Here is a 13,178-nt window from a genome sequence, read left to right on the forward strand (position 1 = left end):
CGCTTTATGGAACAGGATGATCGTCTGCTCAACGCTATGTTTGAGATGTGCAACCACAAAAATCCCCTCAATGACGGGCAACGAGAGTGGCATATTGCCGATATTCCCGGCCTGCTGCGCGAAGAACGCTATGACGAACTGGACGAACGCTACAACCAGGCGCTGACGGAGAGCTTTACCAGCCGCGAAGCGGAAAAGCGCTATTTCTTCGCCTGGAATCAAATGGACAACCCTTTTTACGATATGGACACGCTGGTTGAGGCTGGGCCGCAAGGATTAGCGCTGATCAAAAAGTGGCAGCGCGCTCGTCCCCGCTCCACTCACGCCTGGCTTGCCGAGGCGCAATACTGGAATCACCGTGCGTGGCTTTACCGCAGCTATGGCTGGGCGAGAGAAACCACCCGAGCGATGTGGATCTGCGCCGCCGCCTGCAACGAACGGATGGTCATCGCCGTGCTCAATGCTATCGACTGTGAACCGCGCCAGTGGATGGCGGCGGCCCTGACCAGCACCAACTCAAAAGTCTTCGGCCAGCCCGACTGGCTGGTTGAGTTCCTCGAGGGCGCGGATGTTGCCGGGCAGCCATTAATGGAGGATCTGGCTGAATATCATCGCCATTCACCGCAGGAGGTGGACGCGCTGATGGCCCATTCCGGGCTGTCGTTTGCCGACGCGGTTTGCCCAAATTTGCCTCGCCCGTCCGTGCTGCCGGAGTGCAATGACGATGCCGGGCAAAAATACTGGCTCGCCGTCTGCCTGGCTATTTTCCCGACGGCATTTTACGTGCTGGATGAATATATCCCGTTTCGTATGCCACGCTGGAGAGGGTCTCACGAGGAAATCCGCGAATTTCTGGAATCAAGCGTATGCGATCACCTTTCTGCCGCAGAACGTGAACATCTGGAGCTATTGATCTGGTGGGACGATCACCGCGATCTGCGCATTAAAGAGGTTGACTCCCCGGCAGAACAGGAACGTATTATCGCCAAAGCCGAAGAGATTAGCCTGCGAGCGCATATTCAGGAATCTCGCCACAACGCGCTGGAGTGGCTGCGGGTCTGCTATAGCGATCTGGACGATAATGACGCGCTCTGGCGAACCCTTCAGCGTTCGATCGTGGAAAAAGTTAAGCTCAACAATTATTTCTCTGATGACACGATAAAGTTCGCCCTGCGCGATTTTTCTGACACCTGGTGGATGTATAATTTTCTCTGTCAGAATGCGCAGCAAACGGAATTCGCAGTGCCGAAAATCCGTCGTGGCTACTTTCAGTACGCCGGGTTATTGGGTTTCGAAAAGGATGAGGCGCAAGGCCTCGCCTGGCTCGATAGCGTCGCCGACATTCAATATAACCATAACTGGCGGGCGGCCATTAAAAATTTCAACTGGTTCGGGCTCCCGGAACATTTCGTGCCGCTGGCAGAGCTGGGCGCGCAAAGAAATATACCCGCCGCGCTAAACCTGCTGGGCCTTGAACACAATAATAAAGAGAACAACGGCCTACTACCTTACGATCCTGCCATCGCGTTAGGGTATTTTCAGCGCGCGGCGGAGATTTTGCACCGGCAGTTAGCGCTGCGCGAGAGCACCCCGTACAAATTAATAGATAACGGAGGCTATACCGACTATGAAAATGACCTGCAAAATATTCATTTCAGCATTGGCATCTGCAACCAGCGTCTGAGTAAACAAGAACCTGATACCGAAAAACGTTCCGCTTATGAAAAAGAACTGCTCGATAATCTCTGGCTGGCGCATCAGTTCGGGCATAAAGAGGCCTGGGGCTTGTTCCTGCTGAATATTTTTGAAGTGAAGGATATTACGCTGGCGCATAAGCATCTGGAACTGGTGCAACAAGAGGCCAACAAAGGCACGCTACATGCTATGGTGACCCTATCGCGTCTGCACGGTAATAAACACGATCGAACGCTGTTTAATATGAAGCTAAGCGCACGCTGGGCGCATTTTGCCTTCACACTTTACCCGGATAATGAAATCGTTATGGACTGCCTGGACCACCTGCATTTCGATTCTTTCTGGAAACGCTTTCGTTTCGCCTGGTATACCGTCCGCATCCCGAATTCAGAGCTGCCGGGACAGGTCAACTCAATGGTGTAAGGTGGTGATAATCCAAAGAAAATCTCTATTTCTTTGCGCCCTGCTTCTACTCTGCGCCACCGCCAGGGCTGAAATTACGGAGCAGCAGATCGAGGCCGACTGCGCAAAAATTCCAGTTTTGGCCAGCCAGGGCGAACAGCTTTACAAGACCCAAAAATATGCCAAAGCGCGCGACGCTTTTGAACAGCAGGCCGCATGGAGCGAAAGCTGCGCCCTTGACGACAGCGCCATCGCGACGGCCTACAACAACGTGGCGCTAACCTGGATACGCGAAGGCGAGTGGCGTAAAGCCCGCGCCTGGCTGATGCTAAGGCCGAATGATAGCAAGTCGATCTACAACCTGAAACTGATCAAAGATAAGCAATCGGCCCTGCCGCCACCGGTTTTTGCGGCGGGTGAATACTGGCGCTATGCCGGGCGTGTAAGTATCCCGCATAATCGTGCCATTCACATTTAGAGATCATCCGGCATAATCAATCTGCCAACGAAGGAGATCGCTATGCGTAAAGCCCGTTTTACTGAGCATCAGATCATCACTGTGATTAAGTCGGTTGAAGCTGGACGAACCGTTAAAGATGTCTGCCGGGAGGCCGGTATCTCTGAGGCCACCTACTATAACTGGAAGTCCAGATACGGCGGCATGGAAGCTTCTGATATTAAAAAGATAAAAGATCTTGAGGACGAGAACCGACGCCTCAAACAGATGTTTGCCGACCTGAGCCTTGAGAACCGGGCGCTGAAAGACGTTATCGAAAAAAAGCTTTAAAACCAGCCTTTAAGCGTGAGCTGGTCACTCATCTGATAACGGCATTCGGACTCAGTATCCGTCAGGCCTGCCGGAGCCTGAACCTGAGCAGAACGGTTTATCATTACCGTCCGGATAACACACGTGACGAACCCGTTATTACCGCATTGCAGGCAGCAGCTGAACGGTATCCACGATACGGTTTTCCGAAGCTTTTTCAGGTTCTGCGGCGGCAGGGATACATGTGGAATCACAAAAGGATCCACCGTATTTATTGTCTGCTGAAGCTGAATTTTCGCCGTAAGGGCAAACAACGGCTGCCGGTGCGTAACCCCTCGCCACTGGCCACACCGGAAGCGCTGAACCAGAGCTGGTCTGTCGATTTTATGCATGATGCCCTGGTCTGTGGGCGTCGTTTTCGCACGTTCAATGTCGTTGATGACTTTAACCGTGAGGCGTTGTCGATTGAAATAGATCTGAATCTGCCAGCCCCACGAGTGGTCCGTGTACTCGACAGGATCGCGGCAAATCGTGGCTATCCGGTCATGCTACGCATGGATAATGGTCCGGAATTTATCTCACTTGCACTGGCTGAATGGGCAGAGCAACATGCAGTAAAACTGGAATTTATTCAGCCGGGTAAGCCGACGCAGAACGCTTTTATTGAGCGCTTTAACCGAACATACCGTACAGAAATACTCGATTTTTATCTGTTCAGAACGCTGAATGAAGCGCGGGAAATCACGGAAAGATGGGTGTCAGAATATAACTGTGAACGCCCTCATGAATCACTGAACAATATGACGCCGGAGGAATATCGGCAACACAATCATTTGGCCGGGATCTCAAAAAATGCCTGGAACTAAAACGGGTCTATTTACAGGCGCGCCTCCTGGAACGTGCTTAGCGTGAAGGCATTACCCACCCCATCACGCTATCAGGTTAATTTTCAGGGTTACTGGTTCGGTTTAATGGGGATCTACTTCGGCCCCAATATCGGCGAGTTCTCCGCAACGGTAACGCTGGAAAACGATAAAACCATCGTGGCGCTTCGGGAAGGCGATGATATTCACTGCGACATTTCGCTGGCTTTTTCTTGTGAAACCATTGATGCCAGCACCGATACGTTTGTGGACTGCGGTTTTGGCGCAAATGTCCGCGCCGACGGGCACTATCTGCGCGTTGAATAAATCTGGCGTGGAAACTGAAATTTTATGATTAACCTGAGATCGGTTGAAATTAACAATCTATTTATAATTCTCATAACGTTCCTCATTCTTTCCTGCTATCCATATTACCTCAACACCTCCATTACAATTATTAATGTCGTAAGCATGGTATATTTAACGCTCGCTTCTTTTTTTTACCCTGTGATACTTCATTTCTGGATATCAATTTGAACCGACCATTTTCCATTTGATATTGTTCCTTTATATAAATCTGAGGCGCCTGATCTTTAAACTTTATAGTTACAAGATGACCATCTTTGCTGTCTTCATACCACCTATATATAACATAACTATCAATGCTTATTGTGTAATCCTGGCGGATGACAAAATCAGAAAAACGCACGATATCTTCATAAGCAAAAAAGCTACTAAGTAATAAAGCATCCACCAGGTTTCCTTTTGCATCATAACTATTTATTTGTACATTAAGTAATAACGTATCAGACTCTCCAATTTTATTATAAATTATCAATTTGTAAGTATTACCATCATGTTCAAAGTACCCTAATTCATAATAACGGACACCATCACCAATATACGGAGAAAGAAAATTCTCACCTTTTACCGGCACCTTAATTTCCTGTTGATTAAATAAGTTAGTTTTCTCTTTATATTCACCTGGTAATTTTAATTCCATTACATTATCATCGGAATTAATATCCTTATAATAACAAGCCAATTGCGTAAACTGCGTGGAATCAACAGGAAGAACCAATTTCTTACTCTTTTGATTATTACAACCAACACTTGTTAAAATGATGCTAAGCAACATTACCGAACGCAGGAAATATAAAGAAAAAGTTAATCTATAATTATTCATAATCGGCATTAATATTGGGTTATATGTTGAAAACTATATAATAAAATATTGTCATCATGCATTATTGTATTTTTCAATTAAAAACTCATGATATGATTGCTAAATAAGCGTCAATTATTAAGATGTGCAGATGACGGTGTTGATACCAATTTTTAGCGTTTTTGCTGTATCGCGCACGTCAGCACCATTGAAGGCCATATCAACAATATGGTATTTAACGCCGAGCGTACGGGCTTCACAGGTATAAGACAACTGGAAAACACGTCTACATGACCGGCAACGAAAGCGCTCATGCCGGGCAGAACTATGACCATGACGATAAATTTCATCTGAAAGGCAACGGGGCAATGAATGGCAACAGTAACCATAGAAAACCTAAAATAACAGTACATACCATAAATTCTATCGATTGAAGGCATTACCCCCTGCATCCTCCACAAAACGTTGCCCCGGAGGATGGAGCTCGTTTACAAAACACCACATTATTCACACTTTATTCTTTCTGTACTATTTAAAGAACTTCCAAACTCATAAAAATAGTTCATATTAGTGATATAATCATGATAATTATCATCATTTAATTCACGTTCCTTCTGCATAACCAACGAAAACAATTCGCTGTCAGACTTAACATCATAGCAACCATGAACTGACATCACAGATAACAAATATATAATTGTCATTTTTTCAAAAGAACTATTTGTGGTGGAAAGTTTGTCTCTCAATAGAGGAATAGCCTTCGATCCCATAGGGGCAATACCATCAGCCATCCATAATGGATATGGTCTTTTAGCACGTGTACCATAATAATAAAAATCATACCTTTTATCTAAAGGCAATCCCTTCATATACACCAAAACATCCTGGATAGAGTGCCCGTTGAGGGTACTCCTGACATATTCAGGAATAGAAGACTGGCAAGCTGTTATCGCCGCAACGAATGATATGACCATAATTATAGAGAAAAATTTTTTTGACATAAATTATCACCTGCATCAGTTATTTTTTTCATATCAGATTTTATTTTATTCCCTGTCGCATAGGCATCCTTTTCAAAACCAATATTTCAAAGTCAGAAAAAATGCACGGCACGATAAGAACATTAGCTGGTATCTGACAATCAATCACTATCACTAAATTTGCGTCATTACCGGATTCTACATATTTAAATAAATACCATCATGATTTCCCAAAATTACTCCAAGCCAGAGCATGTTCCTTAGATTTTACTCCCAACAACCCCTCTATTTCCCCCCATAAATGTTGATTGGCGTCTGTCGATGTAACTATTGCCTCAACAAGACCTGTTGCTATGACAGTGGCTAATTCATCATTATCTGAAGCCATCCCATCTTCAATATATTTAAACAATAACCCTTTTTTAACACAATCAAGTTCAGAAAATATCGCTACCAAAGACTTACCAATCTGCGAAAATAGCATAATCAACGGTGGCTCATCAGGAATCCAATACTCATTAACGGACCCAATTGTTTCTGATATAGAGTCCGAAAAAGAACTAAATTTATCCACATAGTCAGCAATAATTTTATCCATTACTCTCCCCTTAAAGCTCGCTGTAAATCTTTCAATATATTCTCTGCCGCCGACCTTCTCACCAGTAGACAATTCATAAAGCACAGCATCCGCAGTGCTTCTGCAAATAGACCCGTTTTAGTTCAATGCATTTTTTAAGATCCCGGCCAAATTGACCCTGGTTGAGTTGTATCCATTTCTTGTTTGGACCAACATACCCTCCCCCCAAGGCTCTACTTTTCCATCAGAATATGGTCACAGTGGCAAAGGTAGAGTTTTCTCTCCAGCTCATGGTGTGGCTCCAGTTGCCCCGTCATCTGCTCCGGCGTCAGCCCGTCCCTCTTGGCTAATATTCACATAACTCATTGATAATAAAAACTTTTACCTCATAGCTAATTCTTTAATTTTTCCAGTTCTTGTAGCTTGTTTTGAGCACCTATATCACCATTTTTTGAAGCCAATCCCATCCAATAAATAGCTTTGTCCAAATCATAATACTTTGAAAAGGCTGGATTTGTATTGGATAAATAAATACCATAATTATATTGAGCTATGATATTTCCTTGAGATGCAGATATCTCCAAATACCTTAATTGTTCGTCAATGTTATTTATGGTGAAGCAATAATATTGATATAATCGAAATGATGCTTCCGAGTCTCCATCTTTCGATTTGTTTTCAAGCTCGAATTTTTGCTCATCCGTTAGATTATAGATGGTGGAAGTGGATTCCGACCTCCATTTATTATCGTCTTTAGACTTAGCCATTTTGCCACCAAATGTGTAAAATGATACTATTAACATTATAAATACAATAACAAATCGCATTTATTTCCTCATCATATAAATTTATTTTATATCGCCTGGTTTCTGAAGCGTTCCAGTGGTCGTTGATACGGGTTTAATCCCCCCATAAGCCCTATCGGGTCCTGTATGATATTCCTCCTTTGCAGCAAATCATACCATCGACATCAGTTGTAATCTCGACACCAGATAATTTTATATGTCATTAGCAGTAGCACAGACAGACTATTATTCACAAACATTTTCTTTTATTTTTTTTATCGATTCATTAATTTTGTCTATAATACGTTCATCTCTAAATTCATTTAATAGTTCATTTAGAATAGGAAGTAATTCTTTACTCCCGGCATTCCCGGCTGCAATAATAATTTCATCAAAAATCACATCTTTCTTAAGTTCTTTAATTATGGTTTCCAGAACACGTTCATCCTTTCTCTCTGCCAGACCTGATATAACCTCAATTCTTATATCATCATTCGTATCCAATAACATCCCCACAAACTCCTCTCTGATATCCTCGGTGTCATATTGATTGAAATTTATAGAAAATGCAGCCCAATTCTTCACGTCGCTATTATTATCACGAAGTAAACATAGCAATAAAGGTATTGTCGAGTTATCATTAATATTTGATAGTGCTGCTGCAATTGCACATCGAACATTTGCCGATTTATCATGAATTACTTTAGTGCATAAATTAATAAATTTATTTTCGAAGTGTTTGTCTTTTTTACAAAAATGCCCTAACGCATTGATAATAGAGGCTCTTATCAAGACTGATTTATTGAGCTGGAACATGTTTTCTAAAAAACAAAAAGATTTTCGCAGTTTCTCATATGACATGGTCATTTGACTTAAAATAGTAACTCCAATTTTCTTTTTATAGTTATCCCTGGAATGACAAAGATTCATGGATAAATTAAAAACATCGTCTCCACTTAATATTTGCAGGCAAAATATAGCAGCATTTCTTTTTAAGTGGTTATTATCATACAAAATAGGAGTGAGTTGTTCTATGGTGTAGTTTTTATAGTTTTCATATAGAAAAATCTCTCTTCTTTCTTTTTTTTGTTTGTATTTTTCAATAACTTTCATAACGATTATCACTTGGTAATTTTATCTTTGGATTGCCGTGAATGTTTGCATCCCCATGCCTTCATGGTGTACTTGTCTCCAGTGCAGTAAATCTACCATCTGCAATTAACTCTTCGAGCATCTCACATCGGCCAGGTTTCTTACCTGTACCTTGCCCTCGCTCACTTATTAATGAATCAACCAGCTTCTGTATTCCTGTGTTAGCTTGATTAGGCGCGGGTGAGTATGAACGGCAGCGGGCCGGGCAGCGTGAAGTCGATCTCACCTGGCAGCACCTTCGCCCCCGGCAGCGGGTTTATCGGCTCGCCGGACGTCATTCCACCCGGACATACCGAACACACCACGCCTGTCGGCGCGCCTCTCAGCACTCCCGCTGAACCCTGGACTATCGGGCCGCCTTTTGCTGTCATATCATTCTGGCGCGCCGCTGGTTTTCCGCTCATACATTATTCCTTTTGTTATTTACCATTATCTTGCCTGATATTTATTTATCGCATCGACCTTAAGGTACCCTTACATCAAACAACCACTTTTCTGTAACACAAAACTCGACACAACAACCACGGCCCTTGTTCGATATGACGATTATTTATGCAGGAAATATTTTTTTATAACAAAACAGCCAGCCTGAAAGATCTTCTGGCAAATCCAGCCAATAACCCCATACTGAATTACTCCCAAAAGATACATAATAGCAACATCAAAATAGACACTTCCATGTGTTGGCAGGGAAAAATAAGCATCAAAAAAGACATATAAAATAGATGATGGAACACCAGAATAATAAACAAAAAATACTGCATTATATATATCAGGCGCCTTAATCAATATATACAGAAAGAATGTCGTGTATATACAAATAAAAACAAAAGGCAACGGAATGATTTTCCTTAAAAAGGAACCAATTGTCATATAACACCAACCCTCATTATAAATATTAAAGGTTATTTCAATTATAAGATTAAATAAATATCAGTTTTGAGTGTTAAATGATTTTATATAACCATATCAATGAAAAACCAATTCCCAATGTAACCCGATAAACTGTCTCAATGTAACGTATTATATAGTGGTACATACCCCACATCCTGTACCAGCTGTTGCCCTTGCGGGCTTAAAAACCAACCCACCATTTTCTGAGTTTCCACAGTCGTTTTTTCGCGAGTGACCATATAAACATCAACAATGTATGGATAACTGCCGTTACGGATATTTTCAATCGTTGGAGAAATATCATTTACTGCCAGTAGTTTAATATTTTTGCTGATATTTTTGTTCATCTGTGTAGCATAGTAACGGAAAGTATAACCAATAGACGGTTGGGTATTCTGATAATCAGCCACTTTATGAATAACCCCTCCCATCAGATCGATTATCGTAGATTCTTTCGCTGGCAGCATCGGTGTATCCTTCATCACTTTCGCCAACATGATTGTCTGGCTACCAGAGTCTGCCGGGCGAGGCCATACCTGAATACGCTCACCACCACCACCAATCGTACTCCATCGGGTAATTTTACCGCTGAAAATATCGCGAATCTGTTGTTCGGTGAGTGAATTTACTGGATTGTTAGTGTTAACAATGAAGACAAAGGCTTCTCTGGCGAAAGGAGTATAAATTAGTTTAACGTTGGCATCAGCGGCACGTTTTTTCTGACCTTCGGAAGGTTGGGCGACAAAAATAATCTCAGCCCTACCATTTATAATACGATTATATGCTTCAGAGGTGCGTGATACGGGCACAGTGTAATCTCGCCCCATGCTGCTATTTTTTGGTGGAACATTTAGAGCATAATAAGCTGAAGCATATAACGGACATAATGCCGTAGCACCATCCACTTTCGGCCAGTTTTCTGTGATACGTAATTCTGGAACCCCCTGAATAAGAGTACGTTTATACCCCCATATACTTTCCTCTACACTATTATATGGATTTTCATGAACACCACACCCTGATATTAAAAAAAACGCTCCCAAAGGCAGAAATGGAAATATATTAACAAGCAAAAAAACATTTTTAGTGAAAAGGCTCACAATCTTCATATCAACCCTCAACATCTACTGGGTACGTGTTCTATAAAAAATCAAAAAAAGATTATTCAGTGATATTTATTTCATTAAAATCATATAAACCACAAATAATAACACAACATCCTTCCCAACAACTCATACCATTTTATTTATAATTAAAACAGTATAAAGAATCAGCCCCCTGACCTGTTATCAAAGGCATGTCAACTAGCTTAACACCACTATTTCCATCTTCTTCCAGTTTTTTAACCCATCCCAAAAATCATTTGGAGATAATGATAAAATTGATGATAAAGGTATATTAACGCCTCCCGAAGATAAAGAGCTGTATGCTCCAACGGTACAATTTTTCTCATATTTACCACTTGCATTCCATGTCCAAAATGGCCTTTTTTGCTCCGGCTTCGCCGCTATATCAAATAAGGAATCATTTGGAACATCAATTTTATAAATCGCATCTGGATCACGTCTTTCTGTTATTCTAGTATAAAACTATAAATCACGGTTCATGAAACCAGTTATTTATAATATCAATCCGCATTCAAATCACCAACAAAATAAATTCTTTGCAATTCCTCTAGTCTATTAATTTAGGGAAATTGTCGTTTATCCAATCATACAACCCCCCTTTAAAAATTACTGGGGTCGCATTGATAGCCCCGTACTTCCCATTTTTATCATAATATATAGAGGCAACTTTTATATTTTCTTTTAAAAATATTACCGCACACCTCAAATCTTTTAAATCGTCAATCTGCTTTATCTCTGTTGCATTCAGTGATTTGATTAACTCACTCCAATAAGGAGACGCCTTTATTTTTTGTATGGACACTTTGTAGAAATAACCATCCTCAATATTTTCTTGATTTATCCGCATGGCACTCTGTATGCTTGAAGGAATGCAAAGAATGTCTACACTATCAAACCCACCAGATTTTATATTGTCAGGTAAACTTCTATTTTCACCTTGTAAATTAACCGAATGTGTCATTGAGCACCCCACCACACTATAAAATAAAATAAAAAATAATGTTTTTACCATATAGATTACCTTGATGTTGGTGATGATACTATGCGGCTACTTCCTCTGTGATCATATCGTGTACCCTCTCCAAACGTTTTTGCTGCATTCCTTTCGGCTCCAGTGACGACACGCCTCTCTTCATAATTGTCATAATCTCCAAAGAAAGAGTCAGGAAGAATTGCTCGTAGTAATTTATCAAACCAACTCTTATTAGCATGAGTCAATTCATGAGCAAGTACCATTGCTGGAGCAAGAAATCAACTTAATCGGTTTGCCTTTTCTATAATTCCGATCTTTCCTGATCATGTCCGCCAATTTTTTCACATCTACAGGGTTACCTGAAGCATCTTCAACATATAAAGGACAGCCATGTACTCCAACAGTGAAAACCCCGGGAATTGTAATATGATCGGCTATATCATGAATATATTGATTTTCAGGGAATAAATTTATATTGACTAACCCCAGAGGATCTATATTTACGACCGGATTGAGCGGGTAAGTATAAGGATTTAATCCCCCGGACAGCCCTATCGGATCCTGCGTAATATATCTTCCCTGCCCCGGATTATAGTAACGGTGCCGGTTATAATACAGCCCCGACTCCTCATCGTATTGCTGCCCCGGCAGCCGTATCACCTGCTCCAGGTACGCCGGATTTTCCTCACCCGACAGGTTTCCCCATTTACCATATTTCTGCACGTCGACAAAGTTATCTTAAATATCAGATCAGTCATGCCTATAGATTGTGTACCATGCGAAACATCGAGCCAACCTATCTGGAATGTATGGAACATGATCTTTTACCCATTTTTCTATATTTTTTTCCTCTGATATTTCAGCCGCACCACTCCATATTGTGATAAAATCATCCTTAAACTCATCTCCAGAATAAAAAATAAACGCCTCATCGGCACCATATGTTTCTATATAGACGATTGAACTATTTTGCTCTTTAAAAAATTCGAGTATATTTAATCGTTCTGTTTTTAGTTGTCTTTTGATATTATTTTGCAAAGAATCTCTTTGTGCAGCACTTAATTTATCAGACATATTAGTACATGGTGTTTTTGCAAATGAAAAACCACAAGCCAGGCAAAATACTAACGTACATTTAAGTATATTTATTCTTATCCATCTCATTATCTCACATCCCCAAATTTCATATTCACCCGATTTTATTATTTCAAAAAAGCTCTTGACATTTCCCCTTCCTATCCTGCAATCATCCTCGTTCATCGCCACATCCAAACGCCAGTGCAATTTATTTTCCACATCTCAATGACTTCTCATCGCATTAGCAAATTTTTCTGCTGTTAAATCCGCTGAACTTATATAATATCTCACCCAACATTTCCGGTTCTTTCTTTCCGCTATGTTTCTCTGAACGAAAAGATACCGTCACACATAGTTTTTTAACCCTTCCATTCAAATGTAAAATCAATTATCTCATCAGGAACATCACTGACAATATGAGTCACATGTTATTTAACATTAAATGAGAAATATATTTCTTTGTAATCTTTAAATAAGGGTGACCCCCCTACTCCCATAAAAATGAACATTATGTTTGTTGATGGTAATGCCACCTCTGCCTGAATGCACTGTTCTATCAGGGAAAGATCATAACAACCATAACTCAAACATTAATTTATGAATTTAGTAATAACGCAACATTAATCTGTAAAATCCAGCACTGACTTGTATTTAAAAAGTTGTATTTAACGTGCTAAATATACGATTCCTAGTTATTTTATTCTTTATCCAGGCGTGTGCAA

General features: G+C 41.2%; 11 protein-coding genes and 6 pseudogenes. 4 read left to right on the plus strand and 13 right to left on the minus strand.

All coding sequences use genetic code 11. The features are described from left to right. The first annotated feature begins 6 nt into the window (after positions 1–6). From EOS97_RS00210 to EOS97_RS00225, 4 genes and pseudogenes are all read left to right on the plus strand, one after another. A complete protein-coding gene (locus EOS97_RS00210) occupies positions 7–2,118 on the plus strand; it encodes a DUF4034 domain-containing protein (protein ID WP_000434227.1) in 2,112 nt (703 codons plus the stop codon). A gap of 4 nt (positions 2,119–2,122) precedes the next feature. Beyond that, a pseudogene (locus EOS97_RS00215) lies at positions 2,123–2,539 on the plus strand (tetratricopeptide repeat protein); the annotation flags it as partial. Between the two features lie 78 nt (positions 2,540–2,617). Continuing rightward, positions 2,618–3,729, plus strand: a protein-coding gene (locus EOS97_RS00220) for an IS3 family transposase (protein ID WP_095055964.1) whose coding sequence is annotated in 2 segments (ribosomal slippage) — positions 2,618–2,879 and positions 2,879–3,729 — 1,113 coding nt in all. Because the reading frame shifts where the segments join, the coding sequence is not laid out codon by codon here. An 18-nt stretch (positions 3,730–3,747) separates the two neighbouring features. After that, a pseudogene (locus EOS97_RS00225) lies at positions 3,748–4,053 on the plus strand (tetratricopeptide repeat protein); the annotation flags it as partial. A 130-nt stretch (positions 4,054–4,183) separates the two neighbouring features. Here EOS97_RS00225 and EOS97_RS00230 read toward each other — a convergent pair. The 13 genes and pseudogenes from EOS97_RS00230 to EOS97_RS00290 all read right to left on the minus strand — a co-directional run. Further along, positions 4,184–4,921 carry a hypothetical protein gene (locus EOS97_RS00230; RefSeq protein WP_024135436.1) on the minus strand — a complete coding sequence of 246 codons (738 nt, stop codon included), beginning with the start codon at positions 4,919–4,921 and terminating at the stop codon, positions 4,184–4,186. 120 nt (positions 4,922–5,041) lie between these two features. Next, positions 5,042–5,280: pseudogene (locus EOS97_RS26995) on the minus strand (IS1 family transposase); the annotation flags it as partial. Between the two features lie 114 nt (positions 5,281–5,394). Then, on the minus strand, positions 5,395–5,892 hold the full coding sequence (locus EOS97_RS00240; protein ID WP_000037401.1) for a hypothetical protein: 498 nt from the start codon (positions 5,890–5,892) through the stop codon (positions 5,395–5,397). 199 nt (positions 5,893–6,091) lie between these two features. Next, entirely contained in the window at positions 6,092–6,469 is a 378-nt protein-coding gene (locus EOS97_RS00245; protein ID WP_000357797.1) for a hypothetical protein, read from the minus strand. 371 nt (positions 6,470–6,840) lie between these two features. Further along, on the minus strand, positions 6,841–7,275 hold the full coding sequence (locus EOS97_RS00250; protein WP_001213035.1) for a sel1 repeat family protein: 435 nt from the start codon (positions 7,273–7,275) through the stop codon (positions 6,841–6,843). Positions 7,276–7,479: 204 nt separating this feature from the next. Continuing rightward, positions 7,480–8,346 (minus strand): HEAT repeat domain-containing protein, encoded by an 867-nt coding sequence (locus EOS97_RS00255; protein ID WP_000864150.1) that lies wholly within the window; start codon positions 8,344–8,346, stop codon positions 7,480–7,482. Between the two features lie 61 nt (positions 8,347–8,407). After that, positions 8,408–8,611 carry a polymorphic toxin type 34 domain-containing protein gene (locus tag EOS97_RS27435; RefSeq protein WP_127836100.1) on the minus strand — a complete coding sequence of 68 codons (204 nt, stop codon included), beginning with the start codon at positions 8,609–8,611 and terminating at the stop codon, positions 8,408–8,410. Then, positions 8,559–8,789, minus strand: a pseudogene (locus tag EOS97_RS00265) (DUF6531 domain-containing protein); the annotation flags it as partial. The pseudogene EOS97_RS00265 and the gene EOS97_RS27435, both read right to left, overlap by 53 nt. Positions 8,790–8,931: 142 nt before the next feature. Further along, entirely contained in the window at positions 8,932–9,258 is a 327-nt protein-coding gene (locus EOS97_RS00270) for a hypothetical protein (RefSeq protein ID WP_000152158.1), read from the minus strand. Between the two features lie 137 nt (positions 9,259–9,395). Beyond that, entirely contained in the window at positions 9,396–10,388 is a 993-nt protein-coding gene (locus EOS97_RS00275) for a PstS family phosphate ABC transporter substrate-binding protein (RefSeq protein ID WP_024144435.1), read from the minus strand. 565 nt (positions 10,389–10,953) lie between these two features. Then, the gene (locus EOS97_RS00280; protein ID WP_000241161.1) at positions 10,954–11,418 is read right to left on the minus strand and encodes a hypothetical protein; all 465 of its coding nucleotides are present in this window, start codon (positions 11,416–11,418) and stop codon (positions 10,954–10,956) included. A 441-nt stretch (positions 11,419–11,859) separates the two neighbouring features. Beyond that, a pseudogene (locus tag EOS97_RS26875) lies at positions 11,860–12,096 on the minus strand (RHS repeat-associated core domain-containing protein); the annotation flags it as partial. 507 nt (positions 12,097–12,603) lie between these two features. Beyond that, positions 12,604–12,875: pseudogene (locus EOS97_RS00290) on the minus strand (ISAs1 family transposase); the annotation flags it as partial. Positions 12,876–13,178 lie beyond the last annotated feature (303 nt).

The sequence above is a fragment of the Salmonella sp. SSDFZ54 genome, assembly GCF_004010735.1.
Lineage (GTDB): Bacteria > Pseudomonadota > Gammaproteobacteria > Enterobacterales > Enterobacteriaceae > Salmonella > Salmonella enterica.

What these genes read in the sequence shown, in the direction of transcription:
- EOS97_RS00255 (WP_000864150.1), bottom strand. Translation starts at nt 8,346, where the DNA reads ATGAAAGTTATTGAAAAATACAAACAAAAAAAAGAAAGAAGAGAGATT.
- EOS97_RS00230 (WP_024135436.1), bottom strand. Translation starts at nt 4,921, where the DNA reads ATGCCGATTATGAATAATTATAGATTAACTTTTTCTTTATATTTCCTG.
- EOS97_RS00210 (WP_000434227.1), top strand. Translation starts at nt 7, where the DNA reads ATGGAACAGGATGATCGTCTGCTCAACGCTATGTTTGAGATGTGCAAC.
- EOS97_RS00280 (WP_000241161.1), bottom strand. Translation starts at nt 11,418, where the DNA reads ATGGTAAAAACATTATTTTTTATTTTATTTTATAGTGTGGTGGGGTGC.
- EOS97_RS00240 (WP_000037401.1), bottom strand. Translation starts at nt 5,892, where the DNA reads ATGTCAAAAAAATTTTTCTCTATAATTATGGTCATATCATTCGTTGCG.
- EOS97_RS00245 (WP_000357797.1), bottom strand. Translation starts at nt 6,469, where the DNA reads ATGGATAAAATTATTGCTGACTATGTGGATAAATTTAGTTCTTTTTCG.
- EOS97_RS00270 (WP_000152158.1), bottom strand. Translation starts at nt 9,258, where the DNA reads ATGACAATTGGTTCCTTTTTAAGGAAAATCATTCCGTTGCCTTTTGTT.
- EOS97_RS00250 (WP_001213035.1), bottom strand. Translation starts at nt 7,275, where the DNA reads ATGCGATTTGTTATTGTATTTATAATGTTAATAGTATCATTTTACACA.
- EOS97_RS00275 (WP_024144435.1), bottom strand. Translation starts at nt 10,388, where the DNA reads ATGAAGATTGTGAGCCTTTTCACTAAAAATGTTTTTTTGCTTGTTAAT.